We start from the raw sequence: 16,766 nt of genomic DNA, 5'->3' as shown, positions 1-16,766 counted from the left end.
ACTGATATACTTAAAACATTAGAAAGCGTTTTAGGAGGATACAATGACTAATCTCGAAGAAATGGGCCAAAAAGCCCAAGATGCTGCCTTTGAATTAGGACAACTAGGTTCCAAAGAAAAAAATACAGCCCTTTTGACTATGGCTGACAGCTTAGTATTGAATACTAAGGAAATTGTTGCTGCTAATAAAGAGGACTATGACAAAGCTAAGGAGAACGGTACTAAAAAAGCCATGCTCGATCGTTTATTGCTTACACCCGATCGTATCAATGATATGGCTAACGGTTTGCGTCAAGTCGTCGAACTACCTGACCCCATTGGTAAAGTTGATCGTGGTTGGCAAACAACTAGTGGACTCGATATTACTCAGGAACGTGTGCCTTTAGGCGTTATTGGGATGATCTACGAAGCTCGTCCTAATGTTACCGTTGATGCTGCTGGCTTGTGCTTCAAGGCTGGTAACGCCGTTATTCTACGTGGTGGTAAGGAAGCCATTAATTCTAACATTGCCCTCTCAGAAACTTTACGCCATGCTCTTCAAAAAGTTGGTATTAATCAAGATGCCGTCCAATTGATCGATGATGTTAGTCATGAAACAGCTCAAAAGATGATGGAGTTGAATCAATACATTGATGTTTTAATCCCTCGTGGTAGTGGCAAATTTATTAAGATGGTCGTCGACAAAGCTAAAGTTCCTATTATTGAAACTGGAGCTGGTAATTGTCACATCTATGTTGATAGGGATGCTGATTTAGACAAGGCCCTTAAGATCATCATTAATGCAAAAGTACAGCGTCCTTCTGTTTGCAACGCTGCTGAAAAAGTAATTTTGCATCGTGATATCGCTAATCAATTCTTGCCTGAGCTCTATGATGCCTTACAAGCTAATAGTGTCGAAGTCCGAGGTGATACTTTATCTAAGGCTATCGTACCTGATATTGTACCCGCTACTGAAGAAGATTGGGGTACTGAATACGACGACTATATTATTGCTGTTAAAATCGTCGACTCAATTGACGATGCCATCAAGCACATCAATAAATACAACACTAAACATAGTGAATCCATTATTACCGAAAACTATAGCAGCAGTCGCCAATTCATGAAACAAATTGATGCCGCAGTTGTTTACACTAATGCCTCAACTCGTTTCACTGATGGACAACAATTTGGCTTCGGTGCTGAAATTGGTATCAGTACCCAAAAACTTCACGCTAGAGGTCCTATGGGTGCCAATGAATTAACAACAACAAAGTACCTGGTACAAGGCGATGGACAAATCAGAAAATAAAATTCAACCTATCAATCAAATTACCGATAAACACATGCAACTATTTTTAGAAGCCGATCCATCTCGGGAAATAATTGAAAGTTATTTACCACGAGCCTATAAATTCGAATTAGTCTGTGGAAAAGATTTGTTGGGTGTTATTTTATTGCTAGATACTCACCCACGAACAGTGGAAATTGTGAATATTTCTGTGGATGAAAAATATCGTAATCACGGCCTAGGCGAAGATTTAATTAACTTTACCTGTGATTGGGCTAAGAAACACCGTTACAAGACAATTGAAATTGGAACTGGCAGCACTAGTTTTTCACAACTCTACCTGTACCAAAAATGCGGCTTTCGAGTTATTAACATTGATACCAACTTTTTTGTTGATAACTACTCCGAACCAATTATTGAAAACAAACTAGTTTTAAAAGATATGATTAGACTCAAAAAGGTACTTCCGTGAACGGAAGTACCTTTTTTTAATTGGAATTTTTTCTAGACAAGGCTTCGGAATGCTTAATAAATTTATAGATATGTAAATCCTTAGCAATCAAAAGTATATCACCCACCATTACAGCTACAACAATGACAGATAAAAAGATGATCTGTCCAAATGATGATGCATCTAATTGAAAACCTTGGAATCTCAAATCGGTCAACACCGCATAAACGATATAACCGATAATCAAAAATTCAATAAATTCAAAGAGTCCTTGAAATCGGGCTCCAAAGCGCTGATCTAGTTTTCTATCTAACGTACTTAATTTTTCATCAGAAAAGAAAGATAATTCTATTATCGTGTTCCTCATGTTTAAAATTATTTCCAAAAGTAAAAGTAAGAGCCAAAACAAGAAAATCGACATGAATCCTATAAAATAGTCACTAGATAACATTATTTTTCCTTTCATATATCTAATTCAATTCTAAATACTTCTGTCGGATTTCTCAAGTTACTTTCATTCTGTAAACGGAAACATTTTAATAACCTAGTGAGTAATTAACCACATTTTCAACAACTTCACCATTTTCAACATACGACTTAAGATTACGTTTGAAAATATCAAAGGCACGTTCTTCATAATGAACGCTCATCCCTGCATCATGCGGTGTGATAATAACGTTCTTCATATCCCAAAGTGGACTGTCACTTGGTAATGGCTCTGGTGTAGTTACATCCAAAGCAGCACCAGCGATAGCTTCACCGTTCAAAGCTTCAACTAAATCATCCATATTAGTTGTTTTTCCACGACCAATATTAATGTAATAAGCTTTCTTAGACATAGCATCGAATAAATCTTTATTGAAGATACCTAAAGTTTCGTCTGTATCTGGCAAGGCATTGATTACGAAATGAACTTCATTGATTCTGTTAGAAAGTTCTGACATAGGAATCATTTCATCGATGTATTCAGCCGGTTTATCACTATGGCGAACACCGATTGTTTTCATACCTAGAGCTTTGGCATATTTAGCGATCAAAGTACCGATATGTCCAACACCGACGATCATGACAGTCTTGTTATAAACTTCATCATAACCCTCATCATGCTTCCACTCTCTTGCATCTTGATGTCTGGCTGTCAAATTCATACGACGAACAAACATTAACATATAAGCCAAAGTTTGTTCTGCAATGTTAATCGCATTAGCGCCTGAGCCATTAGTTAAAATAACACCTTTACTATTCAATTCAGGCAATGGTAGTGCATCAACGCCTGCACGGACAACTTGAATCCAATTTAGAGTTTCACTTTTAACTACAGCGTCTTTCAAAGTATTGGACCAGTCATAAAGTACTTCCACACCATCAAGATCTTCTGGTGTCACCTGTTTAGGAGATACAACTTGTAAATCAATATTAGAAATTGATTCGATCTTCTCTCGTTGTTTTTTGGTTAAATTAACTAAACTAAGAACTTTCATCTTTCTACCTCATTTTTAATTTTAGGTTATGCTCCTACTATATAGCAAAAACTGCTCAATATTTAATTGTTTGCCAAAAAATATTCGGAATGTATGATACAATATTACACGTTGCTCATTATTTGATTTATTTTACTATTTATGTTAGTGATGGTTGCCCCGTATTGGTGGGACAATTTTTTTATGTTAATTTGCACTCTTGAAAGACAAATTAGAGCGAATTACAAACGATTGACCCATTTTTGAGTGAATTTTAATATTCGTGTTTTACTAACTATAATATAAATCTAATGAGAAAATTTAAATATATTTAGGGGTAGTATCTATTATGCACTATACGTTGTTAGTACGTTGTGTCGCCGAATTTATCGGAACAGCCATCATGGTTGCCCTCGGTAATGGTTCTGTTGCCAACGTTGAATTAAAAGGAACAAAAGGTTTCCACGGTGGGTGGATCTTGATTGGATTTGGTTATGGTATCGGTGTTATGATTCCAGCCATGATGTTTGGACCCATTTCTGGTGGACAAATTAATCCAGCCATGACATTGGCACTTGCCTTCAATGGTGAATTTCCATGGGCTGAAGTTGGTCCATATATCATCTCTCAATTCTTAGGTGCCATCTTCGGTCAACTGATGATCGTCGCCGCCTACAAACCTTATTACAATAAGACCGAAAACGTCGAAAGTATTTTGGGAACATTCTCAACTATCGATGCTGAAAACAGTCGTATCAACGGATTTATTAACGAATTTATTGGAACATTTATTTTAGTCTTTGGTGCCGTTGCTTTGACATCAGATCACATCGATCCACGTGCCGACTTTATTGGTCTAGGATTCTTAGTTATGTGTTTAGTTGTTTCATTTGGTGGACCAACAGGCCCAGCCTTGAATCCAGCCCGTGATTTAGGACCACGTCTATTGCATGCCTTATTACCTTTAAATCCAAAAGGTTCTTCACAATGGAAATACAGTTGGGTTCCAGTTGTTGCTCCAATCTTAGGTGCAGTTTGTGCCGTTAAATTATACGGTGCATTCTTCTAAAGAGCGTGGAACGCATTTCCGCTATAAAGCATAGAACCATGGTTATTAATATAAAAGCAAAAATAAGAGCTATAACTTCACAACAGAAGTTATAGCTCTTTTTCTATTTATATGACAATCCCCGTTTGAATCTCTTCCAAAAACTAGAATCATCCGTCTGCAACATCAAGCCTTGATAAATTTTACCAATATACATTGCTAACAAAATGATACTTGCCAAGAGAATCAATAGTGAAATCATTATTTCCATGGTACTAGCGTTGTTATTAATCAAACGTAACGGCATGAAATATGATGAAAAGAATGGAACGTAAGACAAAATTTTTACAACGATTGAGTCCACGTTATTTTGGAATGGAAATGTGACGAAAAATGCCACCAGATTCAACATAATGACCGGTTGAGCTGCTTTTGACGCGTCTTCTACTTTCGCAACTAAAGCTCCACAAAAGGCCGCCAAGATAGTGTAAATGACTACTCCCAATAACAGATAAACCAAGTTAACACTTAACAAATTATGCATGACCGAATTGATCAAGGATTGATACTGGTTAACAAATGACTTAGTCAATGATGAATTCTCGGCAAAAATGTACGCACCCCAACCACCTACTAAGTAAACTAAGATTTGTGTCAGAATGACTAACAAAACGCCGAAAATTTTACCTAAGAAATACTTCAAAGCAGTCGTGCTGGAGAAAATAATTTCTATGACTTTGGTACCTTTTTCCGAGGCAATTTCTTGGGCCGTAATGCTAGTATATGTGATCAAAACCATGTAAACCATAATAACTGTGATCCAGAAGGAAATAATTTTTCCCAGATTAGCAGTTCCAGCCTTCTCTTGAATATGCTCTGTTAATTTAGGCTGCTGTTGTAAAGCTTGCAACTGTTGAGTCGATAATTTAGCCTGTGACATATTTAATTGTTGTTGCGTCTGAGCTAAGAAAGAATTCACTTTTGTTTTCATTGATGAACTCAACGAAGTCGTTCCTACATATTTAGCCGTCACACGTTTATTGTCAGCCTTTAAAACAATATAACCTGCTAAATTATCCTTCTTCATCTTCTTAGTAGCTACCTTTTCATCAGTAACTTTTTTGTCAATGTCAGCTGAATTCTCTTTTAAGAAATTCTTTCGCAACGTTGACTGCGAACTGATGACCGCTACATTAGAACTATTAGCCCCACTGGCAGCTCCTACATATCCTGCACCAATCGTAATACCTAACATTAAAAATGGTCCCAGAATCAACATAACAAAGCTCCACGACTTAACTTGTCGCAAAAAGGTTTCAAAAGTTACAATCCACAACTTATTCATCTTTCTCACCGGCCTTTCTTCTAAAGATTTCATTCAGAGTTGGCGCCTGTTGACTGAATTCTTCGATATATTGACCTTGAGTTAATTCGTCAAAAATAGCTTTACCTGATGATTCTTCATCCAAATAAAGAACAAAGCGTCTTTTTTCCAATGGTTTAGCGGCGACCACATGCGGCAACATAGCTAATTCATCGATAGTCTTATCGGTTGTAACGTAAATTCTAGTTTTTCCAAAGGAATCACGCACTTCTTGAACGGTTCCATGCAAAACGACTTTTCCATTACGTAACATTACTAACTTATCACACAGCTCTTCAACATTTTCCATATCATGACTGGAAAAGATAATCGCAGCTCCACGTTTTTTAGCATCCAGAATAGCTTGTTTTAATAAATCAGAATTAACGGGATCAAGTCCGCTGAATGGCTCATCTAGAATAATTAGCTTAGGATCATGAATCAAAGTACAGATTAATTGTACTTTTTGTTGATTACCTTTAGATAAATCCTTAATTTTATCTTTCTTGGTCCCTTTAACCGCAAATTTTTTCAACCAGTCATCGATTACTGGTCTAATCTCCTTAGCTGGCTTATTTTTCAATCGAGCCAAGTAAATTATTTGCTGTTCAATCGTCAACTTTGGCATTAGACTGCGTTCTTCTGGAAGATAACCAATTTCATCGAAAACACTCTCGGTGATTGGTTTCTCATTCCAAGAAATAGTACCTTGATAATTCAGAAAGTTCAAAATACTGTGAAAAGTAGTTGATTTTCCAGCTCCATTTTGACCGATCAGTCCTAAAATTTCACCATCGGCCACATCAAACGTTACTTGCTTTAAAGCTTGTAGTTCACCGAATTGTTTACTAATATGATCTATCTTTAGCATTGGCTTTCCCCCTTATGCTGTTACTAATCTAAATTATACAGACTTTTATTCACATCGTGTTTGAGCAAGCCCTTTTTTATAAAAATAGTTATGTTACAGTAGGGATTAACATGAGTCTTGGGGGATTTTATATGACTGACAAACAAAAAGGATTTTTCTACGCAATTATGGGGCCAGTTCTATGGGGATTTTCTGGCAGTATTGCTCAATATCTCTTCACTGAAGAAAGTATCCCCACGCAGTGGATCGTTGGAATTCGTTTAATTTTTGCTGGCTTAATGCTTGTCATATGGTGTTATTTTGCTGATTCTAAGGAATTATTTGCTATCTTGAAAAAGCCACGCTACGTTATTCAATTATTGGCTTTTGGCTTATTAGGTATGCTTCCAGCTCAATATACTTATTTCATGGCCATCAAATATGGTAATGCGCCGACTGCTACAGTCCTGCAATTCTTAGGGCCACTTTTCATTATTCTCTATTTATCTTTACGAAAATTACAATGGCCGCGAAGAATCGACATTATTTCTATTGCTTTAGCTTTATTAGGAACTTTCCTTCTAGTAACACATGGTCACATTGGTCAATTGATGTTATCACCAGCAGCAATCTTTTGGGGAGTTTGCGCTGGATTAAGTCAAGCTTCCTATACTCTTTTACCAAGAGAATTGCTAAAACGCTTTGACGCTCGAATTGTGACTGGTTGGTCTATGTTGTTAGGTGGTATCGTCTTTGCACCTTTCGCCGACTTAACTAACGTTCCTACTTTGACTGGTACCGCTTGGATTTCTATAATTTTTATTGTTACCGGGGGAACTATGTTCTCATATTTATTCTACTTACAGAGTCTCAATTATTTAACGCCTTCAACTACAGGAATGTTAAGTGCGTTTGAACCTTTGACAGCAACTGTTTTAGCTGTAACATTATTGAATACCAAAGTAAGTGGAGCTGAACTGATTGGTGCTTTATTAATTCTAGGAATCACTTTCTTACAAGCTTTACCTCCCAATCTTTTCAATTTAAAATTTCGTTATAAAAATCATGATTAAGACAAAAACACGTCATCAATTCTATTTTGAATTGACGACGTGTTTTCTTTTATTCTTTAGTTAATCCATTCGCACGATTTTGACTATAAACCAGATCATTAATAGCTCTTTCATTATTTTTTAGAATCTGTTTAATGTCGCCACCACGATAAATCTTTTCCATCGCATCCTCTTCCAACTTACGAATCGTCTGCATTCCTTCTAACAAAATTCCAGAGTTATCGTAATTAGGAACTGTGCTATTTAATTGTTGCCCCGGAATTTTACCTTCTGGATGCTTAGCATAGAATTTTTGCAAAATTGATGTTTTTTGCGAATCTCTATTCAAAGCCATATATCCAGTTGATTTTTGCCATTCGGCTTGAACTTCTGGTCTAACTGTATATTTGATAAACTCGTAAGCGCCTTTTTGGATTGCTTCAGACTTATCATTAGAAACCCAAAGCGCAGCTCCACCGATGGAAACACCATTAGCTTTTTTCCCATCTGGATGTGGGAAATAAGTGATACCTAATTTATTTTTATTTTTCTTATTCAACTGACTCATACTGGCGGATGATTGAATATACATCCCTACCTTATTGGTTAAGAAACCAGAGGTTTGGTTTGTACTTGCCATTGAACCAGAACCATAATCCATAAAGTTACCATTCTTAATATTCTCGCGAATCCATTTAAAGAATTCAACAGATTCAGGAGTATCGATACTGACTTTAGTTGGTATCCCAGTATGTCCATCATTTTCGTTAGCAAACATTCCACCAGAATTAGCAATTGCCTCTTCTAACAACCAACCATAAATTTGAACCGTCATCCCTTTAACTTTATGATTGGATTTTTCATAAAGTTCTTTAGCAATCTTAGTAATTTCACTATATGAAGGCGAAACTGATGGTGGTGTAATTCCATACTTCTCTAATAATGAAGCATTATAGTAAAGTACCGGTTGAGATGTGTTGAAGGGCATTGCCTGTTGTTTACCACCCTGAGCATGAAAAGCTCGAGCAACCGGTGAAATTTTACTTAGATCATAATGATCTTGATCAACAAATTTTTGAATCGGCGTAGTGTAACCACTATGAAGGACTTGTGCCGTAGAAATATTTGAAGATTGGAAAACTGCTGGAGATGTATTCGTTCCATGAGTTTGAAATATTTTTTGAATTGCAGTGTCATATGAGCCTTGATACTTAGGTATTACTTGATACTTACTCTGTGATTTATTAAAATCATTAACTAATTTCAATAAAGTCTTCTCGGCAGGACCACCCATTTCGTGCCAGAAAACAATTTGTGTACGATTGTCTTGCGGTTTTGATTGTGCAAAGACATTCTTTCCAAAGAAAGTTATCAAGACAACACCCAGAATGACTCCCACAGACACAATTAGTTTTTTATACTTAGACATTAGACTATCCCATCCCTATTAAACTAAGTATCTAGTGATAACCATTAGCTCGATTAGTAGTTGTTAAATTATCGTCGATTTTCTTATCAGCATCTTTCAAGGCATTGGTAATGTCGCCACCGTTATAGATACTTTCCATTGCAAATTGTTCAATTTGACGAGTCTTTTGCATTCCTTCCATCAAAATACCTGAGTTGAAGTGATTAGGAACAGCTTCTTGTAATTGTTGACTAGGTACTTTGGATTCTGGGTGTTGCTTGTAAAGTCCCTTAAGAATTGATGTTTGTTGTGAATCCTTATTTAAAGCTAGGTATCCTGTATCCTTTTGCCATTGAGCTTGTACTTCTGGTTTTAGAGAATACTTGATAAACTCAAAGGCACCATTTTGAACCGCTTTAGATTTGTCATTTGAGATCCAAAGAGCAGCACCACCGATAGCAACACCATTAGCTTTCTTGCCATCTGGGTGGGGGAAGTATGTGATTCCCAATTTGTTCTTATTCTTCTTGTTCAATTGACTAATACTTGCTGATGATTGAATGTAAATACCAATCTTACCATTTAGGAAACCTGTTGTTTGGTTAGTTCCGGCCATTGCACCCGAACCATAGTTCATGAAATCACCGGCTTTTTGATTTTCACGAATCCATTCAAAGAATTCCTTTGAAGCACCATTGTTAATTGTTGCCTTAGTTGGAATACCTGTATGACCATCATTATTATTAGTAAGTCCTACACCAGCATTGGCCATAGCCTGTTCTAACAACCAACCATAGATTTGTACTGTCATACCTTTAACTTGATGATGTGATCTTTCATAAAGTTGTTTTGCCACACGTGTAATATCACTGTATGAAGGTGATACTGGCGGTGGTGTTATTCCATACTTTTCTAATAATGAAGCATTATAGTAAAGTACCGGTTGTGATGTGTTGAAAGGCATTGCTTGTTGTTTACCGTCATTAGAATAGAATGAACGAGCAACTGGTGAAATCTTACTTGCATCAAATCCATCTTTATCAATGAAATCTTGAACTGGCACCGTGAATTTGCTATGCATCATTTGAGCAGCTGAAATATCGAAAGCTTGAAAAACTGCTGGAGATGTTCCAGTACCATGAGTTTGTAAAATCTTCTGAATTGCAGCATCGTATGAACCTTGATACTTAGGGACAACACGATATTTAGTTTGTGACTTATTGAAACCATCAACGATTTTCATTAATGATTTTTCAGCAGGTCCACCCATTTCATGCCAAAAGACGACTTCTGTACGATTATCCTTCACTGCTGCTGACTTAGTTGATAATGTTTTACCAAAAACTGCTACTACGGCAACTGCTAAAACCAGAATCAAAGGCAGAACTAATTTTTTATATTTCGACATTATTTGACAGCTCCTTCATTCAATCCTGACTTGAAGTAATGTTGTCCAATGAAAAGAACAAGAATTGTTGGAATAACAATAATTGCAGCACTAGCTTGAATCATACCCCAGTTATTAAATGTTTCTTCCGATTGCAATTGTTTCAAACCATTTTGAATAACACGTGAATTATTACTGAATGTAACTAAAATTGGCCATAGATATGAATTCCAAGCACCTAGAAAACTGTAAGCACCTAAAGTAATCAAACTGATACGATTATATGGTAGTACGACTTTCCAGAAAATTTGGAAATGATTCAAGCCTTCAATATCAGCAGCTTCTTTCAATTCTTTAGGAGTTTGCATGAAAGATTGACGCAACATGAATGTACCGAAAGCAGATGTCAAAGATGGAACGATCATTGCTGAATAATGATCCAATAATCCTAAAGCTTTTACTGTTTGAAAGTTAGGAATAATAGCAGCTTCAGACGGTAGCATCATTGTAATCATAAATAGAGCAAAGAAGAATTTTTTATATTTGAAATCTAAGAAAACAAAGGCATATGCACTCATTGAACAGAAAAGTAAATGTGCAAACATCGTAATTGTTGCTACAACAATTGTGTTGCCTAGATAACGCAAAATTGGTGTATTCGTAAAGGCATCGATATAGTTAGTAAGTGAAATATTAGTACTGAAATAATTACCTTTTAAAATATCAGCTGTTGGTAAGAAACTTGTCCAAATACCAATGAAGAATGGCACTAAAATAACTACAGCCAATAAGATTAAAAGAAAATAACTAAAAATATTTTTCAAAACGTTACGTTCATCAATATTGGCCATTAGTAATTTACCTTCTTTTCTAGGAATTTGAATTGCAAGTAAGTAAAGAAGGCAATAATTACAGTTAAGATAATTGCTTCCGCACTTGATTTAGCATAGTTTCCGCCAAAGAAAGCATCATTATAAATACGGTAAACTAGCATGTTCGTTGCATTAGTTGGACCACCTTTAGTGATAAGATCAATCAAACCAAAACTCTTAAATGAGCCAATAATTGTAATTGTTGAGATAAAGAACAATGTTGGAGAAATCATTGGCAAAGTAATATGGAAAAACTGGTAATGTTTAGAAACACCTTCAACATCGGCCGCTTCATAAAGCGTTGTTGGTACTGATTCAATAGCACCAAGAAAAACTAAGAAAACAAAACCTAAATGCATCCAAACGGTTGTAATGATAATTGCCCACATCGCATTAGTTGGATTAGCCAACCAATTGATTGTTGGTAGATTCAACATTTTAGTTAACAGTGTGAAGAATCCCGCAGATGGATTAAAAATAAATAGCCAGAAAATAGCGGCAACTGAAACAGAAACTCCCATTGTCACTGAGTAAAGTGTTCTAAAAATAGCGATTCCTGGTAACTTTTGACTAGCCAAATTAGCTAACAATAGACCCATGGCAATTGTGAAGAACGTTACTCCAACAACATAGACGAGTGTTACCCACATGCTAGAAACAAAATCAGGCGAAGAAATTAATTTTACATAATTTTCTAAACCTACAAAGAGTGTTGTGTTACCAAAAGTATTAGTTAAGAACAAACTGATATAAAGAGTTCGAAACATTGGATAAAAGACGAAAAGACCTAAAAGAAATAGTGATGGACCAGCGAAAATAGAAGCATAGTACTTATCATTGGCAGTTAATTTGAACTTGCTCTTTTGTTTTGCTTCAACTTTCTTTTCAGGTATGACATCAGTTGCTGAAGTCTTAAGCATTGATTAGATCCTCCCTATTTGCAGTTACATTGATTCCATCTTGATTGAATAATAAGACATTATTTGTTGAGGTAATTTTGATATTCTCAAACATATCGAAATGAGCATCACTTGGAACAATAGCTGATACTTCATTACCATTACTGAATGTTGCATAAACGATTTTTTCGTCCCCTAGGAATTCCACGTTTTGTACCGTTGCATTAGCAGATAATTCATCAGCTTTTTCCACAATTAATTCATTTGGTCTGATACCAACCTTTAATTCCTTTTCAGTAACGGTTTGATCAAGATCAACTTGGAAATCATTGTTAACTCGGATAGCCTTGTCTGAAATCTTTGTTGCATAAAGAATATTGATTGGTGGAACTCCGAAGAATCCAGCGACAAACTCATTAGCTGGTGTCTTGTAGATTTCAGCCGGTGTACCGATTTGTTGAACTTTTGAGTCATGTAAAACCATAATGTGATCAGCCATTGTCATTGCTTCAACTTGATCATGAGTAACATAGATTAAAGTAATACCTAATTTTCTTTGTAGAGCATAAATTTCTTGACGCATCTTAATTCTTAATTGAGCATCCAAGTTTGATAATGGTTCATCCATCAAACAGATCTTAGCATCGCTGGCTACAGCACGAGCTAGAGCCACACGTTGTCTTTGACCACCAGATAATTCACGAGGTTTTCTATCTTTTAAATCTTCCAAGTTAACCATCTTCAAAGCATTGTTAACACGTTCTTCAACCTCAGATTGGTCATGCTTTCTAGCTTTTAAACCAAAAGCAACATTATCCCAAACACTTAAAAATGGGAACAAAGCGTAACTTTGGAAAACCATTGTTAAGTTACGATCCTTAGGTGGTAAGTTATTAACTACTTGACCATCAATACTGATTTCACCGTCACTAATTTGAGTTAGTCCAGCAATCATACGTAGTAAAGTACTCTTACCACAACCAGATGGTCCAACGATTACGAAAAATTCACCCGTTTCGATTTCGGCGGTAACATTCTTTAAAACCGTCTTTCCTTGATCGTATTGTTTACAAACATTTGTTAATAATGTAGACATATTTAACCCTCCATATAAGTCATTAGCTATAGTATGTTGGAGTTATGTATATATATAATCTATTTAATGTAAATTATGTGTAAAAAAAGAGGACTGTTTCAGTCCTCTTTTTCAATCAATCATTTTAACTTTTATAATTTGTTATATTCTTCGTCAGTAACTTTCTCAAGCCATTCTGATTTTCCTTTAGTAATAGCAACATGACTAAACCAACTATCCTTAGTTGCACCATGCCAATGCTTAACGCCTTCCTTAATAACAACGACGTCACCTTGTTTTAGTAGTTGAGCAGGCTTGCCCCATTCTTGGTACCAACCTTCGCCACCAGTAACAAGTAAAATTTGGAAACCATCATGATGAATATGCCAATCATTACGACAACCTGGTTCAAAAGTTACATTTCCAACTCCAAAATCAATATTGTCTTCTGGTTTTACTAAACTGTTCAAATAACTTTGACCAATAAAATATTTAGCATAAGCTTCATTTTTGGCTCCAACAGGAAACACTCCATCTGTCTTTAATTCTTCATTTCTTGCCATAATTAATCTTCCTTCCAAATTTCTTTTGCACGATTGAAAGCACTCCAAGCCTTGGGCCATCCAGCATAAAATGCTAAATGAGTGATTTCAGCAACAATTTCATCTTTTGTAATACCATTTTTCTTACCAATTTTTAAATGTGCATCTAATTGTTCAATATTTCCAGCAGAAATAATACTTGCAATAGTAATTAATGAACGATCATGGGCAGAAAGTTCATTTTCTTTACTCCAAACTTCTCCGAATAATACATCGTCATTCAATGCTGCAAATTGTGGGGCAAAATCTCCCAACATGTCACGTCCAGCAGTTTGTTTCTTTGCCATAATCAATTCCTCCTCGTATCAAGTTGATAAGTACATTAAACAACTTGAAGTTAACTTTAAGTCAAGGAATAAATTGAAAAATTTTGTCCCAAACAAAAAAATAGTACCCATTCAGAATTCTGAACAGATACTATTTTTTAATTGAATATACGACAAAACTACAACTTAATATCGACATTAATCTATCCCATTTCTGATAGTCTGAACTTGTCGTAATTGTTTTTTCAATTCTTCACGTTCACTATCGGTTATCTTTTTAAAATCCTTTTGTAGATGAGTCGATATTAATGCAATCTTATCAGGCACTTCGGATAAAATTTTTTTATCATCAGCTTCTTTTATCACATTATCTAAAACATTTTCCGTTGCTCGAACTAAATTCACGTAATCTGGTAAATCTTGATAAAGAAAATCGGATGCCGATAATAATTGAACTGGGGCATTTAATAATTCTCGAAAAATTCCATCCATAACTTTCATATCTTCAGAATAAGTCGGTAACATAAGTTTAATTTCTGAATCAACGTTACAAAGATACTCATATTTCTTATGGTATTTCTTCATTTCAGAACGAAAGAATTCTTGTTCCGATTCAGTCATCTGGGAATCTTGTAAAGCTGCTTCATTGAAAACCAATGGACCTGTTTGAAGTTTTGCTTCTGATACTTCTTTAAAAAATGGTTTCGTACCCTTAAGCCGCTTTTTATAAAACACAAATTCAGTAACTACATAAACTGCTAAGGCCGCAATAATTACAACCATCAAAACAGTTCCCAATTGCTGAAGATCCTTATTTAAAAACATATTTTTCAAAGCTGAGTAAAAAAACAAATCTGTTACTGGCCCTAAAAATAACCAACTAATACGGAATGGAAGGAATGCCGAATATCCTAAAGGTGGCAACAGCATCATTAAAATCATCTGAATAGTATTATTCTCTACAAAAAATATTGCTGTCAGTACTATGGCAAGTACAACCCAAATAAACGTTTTAAAAATCGGATTAGATCTTTTTTCTATCATTCTTCCCCCTAATCTGCAACGATGCCGTTACTGGAAACTGTTTTTTTGAGAGAAATATTCTCAAGTGTTCCGTTCAATCCATTGACAGTAATATTTAAATCGTCATCTGGATAAACAATATAGAAAAATGCAAAAGTTTTAGATTCTCCTGGTACTATCTTGGTTGAATCCTTTTCATCACTAGAATCAGCATCCAAAGTTATTACTCCTTCTGGATTCTTATATTTTTCAGGTTTCTTAGTAGCATATATATCGTTGGGACCCGACCATCCCATAAAATCATAAGCCAGAACTTCTGTGGAAGTTGCTTTTTTATTAGTTAGCTTTACCGTACAAACTAAATATCTTTGTAATCGGCTATAATCTTCATTATCTGGGGATGGCAAAGGATCATCCAAAATTTTATAATTCAAAATTTCATAGTGTAGATTCCCTTGTTCAAAATCTAGTGTTTTCCCATTATAGTTACGATTGCTTATCTCCTCTTTAACTGCCACAACATTGGTAGTGTCAAAACCTAAGAATAGGCAGCCTAAGAATAAAGTTATCAACAATTTATATTTCATTATAATTTCTCCAGATCTTCAGGTTGAACCTTCAAAACAAAGGATGTATCTTGATTTTTGCTCTTACTCAAACTAGCATCAAAGCCCGCGTAAACAACATCAGTTTGCTTTGGTGCTTTGGCTAAAACGACATTGAAGATATGAACATCTCCACCTTCATCACTATCCCAACCGCTTCTGATATTATCGATAATGCTTTTCTTTTTACCATGTTCTTTAATAAGAAAATCTACATTATTGGTGGCATCATCAATCGAATTACCCTCTTTTTCAGCCTCAATACTCCAATTATCGAATGACATAAAGTTGCTGGCTCCAATTGAAGGATAATTTGAAGAGGCCTTAGCACGAATATTCAAGACAATATAATCATCTCCTGAATCTGCCTGCTGAACTTCATATGCATGTAAGAGCGTAAATTTGTAAAAATTAGTCGAGATTGTCATACCTTTCGAATATTTATAAATTTTGTGATAGTCTGGCGCATTTATACTAGCTGCCATCTCAGGCGTGTATACACTTGGCGCAAAGAAGTTATCACTAATAATTGATGTCAAAATAACTATTGGTAAACTAGCTCCTAATACCAACCATGGAAAAATTTTAGCTGTCTGCCATTTATGAGCTGCAATGTCTTTTTCGGCTAGATTCAACTGACTGTAATTAATAATCGTATTAGGGTCTTTTTTTAATTTTTCTATAACATCGAATAATTCTGACATTTCTTCAAAAACAAAATACTTCTCACTGAAAACCACCGAACTACCTGACAACAACAAGGCTTTTCCACGTTCAAATTGAATTGCTCTATCATAATTCAAAATAAAATTATTCTTTTCATCATCTTGTCTAATGTTCAACCATTTAAACGGTACGTAAATTGGCTGCCAATAGTTTTTTAAGTATAAATTTACTCCCCTACGTGTTTCTACTATTTCAACTGCTTTATACTCCGAATCAACGACTAATTTAACTTTAATGGCTTTCAAGCAGCCTATTATTAACATTACAAACCAGAAAAATAAGTAAAGTGGATTCCGATCATCCAGCAATAAAGGTAATCTATTAATTAATATTGTTCCCACAACGGCTAAGACAAAGTACAGTTCAAACCAAATTCGAACCGACTTATCAAATGTTGCATTTTTCATTT

The 16,766-nt window shown here is 35.4% G+C and carries 18 protein-coding genes; 4 read left to right on the top strand and 14 right to left on the bottom strand.

What is annotated here, in order from left to right:
* The first annotated feature begins 43 nt into the window (after positions 1-43).
* Both FC97_RS09440 and FC97_RS09435 read left to right on the top strand, forming a co-directional pair.
* Positions 44-1,291 carry a glutamate-5-semialdehyde dehydrogenase gene (locus FC97_RS09440; RefSeq protein ID WP_054643553.1) on the top strand — a complete coding sequence of 416 codons (1,248 nt, stop codon included), beginning with the start codon at positions 44-46 and terminating at the stop codon, positions 1,289-1,291.
* The gene (locus tag FC97_RS09435; RefSeq protein WP_054643552.1) at positions 1,272-1,742 is read left to right on the top strand and encodes a GNAT family N-acetyltransferase; all 471 of its coding nucleotides are present in this window, start codon (positions 1,272-1,274) and stop codon (positions 1,740-1,742) included. Before FC97_RS09440 ends, FC97_RS09435 begins: the two co-directional genes overlap by 20 nt.
* Before the next feature lie 16 nt (positions 1,743-1,758).
* On the opposite strand, the gene FC97_RS09430 is transcribed toward FC97_RS09435, so the two are convergent.
* A complete protein-coding gene (locus FC97_RS09430) occupies positions 1,759-2,088 on the bottom strand; it encodes a hypothetical protein (protein ID WP_143442712.1) in 330 nt (109 codons plus the stop codon).
* A 169-nt stretch (positions 2,089-2,257) separates the two neighbouring features.
* Positions 2,258-3,202: a D-2-hydroxyacid dehydrogenase gene (locus FC97_RS09425; RefSeq protein WP_054643550.1), complete on the bottom strand. Its 945-nt coding sequence runs from the start codon at positions 3,200-3,202 to the stop codon at positions 2,258-2,260.
* Between the two features lie 328 nt (positions 3,203-3,530).
* Between FC97_RS09425 and FC97_RS09420 the strand changes: the two genes are divergently transcribed.
* On the top strand, positions 3,531-4,250 hold the full coding sequence (locus FC97_RS09420) for an MIP/aquaporin family protein (RefSeq protein WP_056968142.1): 720 nt from the start codon (positions 3,531-3,533) through the stop codon (positions 4,248-4,250).
* A 103-nt stretch (positions 4,251-4,353) separates the two neighbouring features.
* Here FC97_RS09420 and FC97_RS09415 read toward each other — a convergent pair whose 3' ends face one another.
* Together FC97_RS09415 and FC97_RS09410 are read right to left on the bottom strand one after the other, a co-directional pair.
* On the bottom strand, positions 4,354-5,574 hold the full coding sequence (locus tag FC97_RS09415) for an ABC transporter permease (protein ID WP_054643549.1): 1,221 nt from the start codon (positions 5,572-5,574) through the stop codon (positions 4,354-4,356).
* A complete protein-coding gene (locus FC97_RS09410) occupies positions 5,567-6,463 on the bottom strand; it encodes an ABC transporter ATP-binding protein (protein WP_054643548.1) in 897 nt (298 codons plus the stop codon). Before FC97_RS09410 ends, FC97_RS09415 begins: the two co-directional genes overlap by 8 nt.
* A 131-nt stretch (positions 6,464-6,594) precedes the next feature.
* Between FC97_RS09410 and FC97_RS09405 the strand changes: the two genes are divergently transcribed.
* Entirely contained in the window at positions 6,595-7,515 is a 921-nt protein-coding gene (locus FC97_RS09405) for a DMT family transporter (protein ID WP_054643547.1), read from the top strand.
* A gap of 49 nt (positions 7,516-7,564) precedes the next feature.
* Here FC97_RS09405 and FC97_RS09400 read toward each other — a convergent pair whose 3' ends face one another.
* The 10 genes from FC97_RS09400 to FC97_RS09355 all read right to left on the bottom strand — a co-directional run bounded on the left by FC97_RS09400 (position 7,565) and on the right by FC97_RS09355 (position 16,764).
* Complete coding sequence (locus tag FC97_RS09400; protein WP_054643546.1) at positions 7,565-8,923, bottom strand: ABC transporter substrate-binding protein; 1,359 nt, start codon at positions 8,921-8,923, stop codon at positions 7,565-7,567.
* 31 nt (positions 8,924-8,954) lie between these two features.
* On the bottom strand, positions 8,955-10,310 hold the full coding sequence (locus FC97_RS09395) for an ABC transporter substrate-binding protein (RefSeq protein ID WP_054643545.1): 1,356 nt from the start codon (positions 10,308-10,310) through the stop codon (positions 8,955-8,957).
* A complete protein-coding gene (locus FC97_RS09390) occupies positions 10,310-11,140 on the bottom strand; it encodes a carbohydrate ABC transporter permease (protein WP_056953316.1) in 831 nt (276 codons plus the stop codon). Before FC97_RS09390 ends, FC97_RS09395 begins: the two co-directional genes overlap by 1 nt.
* The gene (locus FC97_RS09385) at positions 11,140-12,081 is read right to left on the bottom strand and encodes a carbohydrate ABC transporter permease (protein WP_025084760.1); all 942 of its coding nucleotides are present in this window, start codon (positions 12,079-12,081) and stop codon (positions 11,140-11,142) included. Before FC97_RS09385 ends, FC97_RS09390 begins: the two co-directional genes overlap by 1 nt.
* The gene (locus FC97_RS09380; protein ID WP_054643544.1) at positions 12,074-13,156 is read right to left on the bottom strand and encodes an ABC transporter ATP-binding protein; all 1,083 of its coding nucleotides are present in this window, start codon (positions 13,154-13,156) and stop codon (positions 12,074-12,076) included. Before FC97_RS09380 ends, FC97_RS09385 begins: the two co-directional genes overlap by 8 nt.
* Positions 13,157-13,287: 131 nt before the next feature.
* A complete protein-coding gene (locus FC97_RS09375; protein ID WP_054643543.1) occupies positions 13,288-13,698 on the bottom strand; it encodes a cupin domain-containing protein in 411 nt (136 codons plus the stop codon).
* Between the two features lie 2 nt (positions 13,699-13,700).
* Positions 13,701-14,024, bottom strand: a complete 324-nt coding sequence (locus tag FC97_RS09370; protein WP_025084757.1) for a carboxymuconolactone decarboxylase family protein — start codon at positions 14,022-14,024, stop codon at positions 13,701-13,703.
* Between the two features lie 177 nt (positions 14,025-14,201).
* On the bottom strand, positions 14,202-15,047 hold the full coding sequence (locus FC97_RS09365) for a 5-bromo-4-chloroindolyl phosphate hydrolysis family protein (RefSeq protein WP_054643542.1): 846 nt from the start codon (positions 15,045-15,047) through the stop codon (positions 14,202-14,204).
* A gap of 8 nt (positions 15,048-15,055) precedes the next feature.
* Positions 15,056-15,613 carry a hypothetical protein gene (locus tag FC97_RS09360; protein WP_054643541.1) on the bottom strand — a complete coding sequence of 186 codons (558 nt, stop codon included), beginning with the start codon at positions 15,611-15,613 and terminating at the stop codon, positions 15,056-15,058.
* Positions 15,613-16,764 (bottom strand): hypothetical protein, encoded by a 1,152-nt coding sequence (locus tag FC97_RS09355; protein ID WP_158163579.1) that lies wholly within the window; start codon positions 16,762-16,764, stop codon positions 15,613-15,615. The genes FC97_RS09360 and FC97_RS09355 overlap by 1 nt, the downstream gene beginning before the upstream one ends.
* Positions 16,765-16,766: the final 2 nt, after the last annotated feature.

Source organism: Companilactobacillus kimchii DSM 13961 = JCM 10707, assembly GCF_001435445.1.
In the GTDB taxonomy this organism is placed as follows: Bacteria; Bacillota; Bacilli; order Lactobacillales; family Lactobacillaceae; genus Companilactobacillus; species Companilactobacillus kimchii.
The sequence above is the reverse complement of the archived record's forward strand: the minus strand, read 5'-3'. Positions and strand labels throughout refer to the sequence as shown.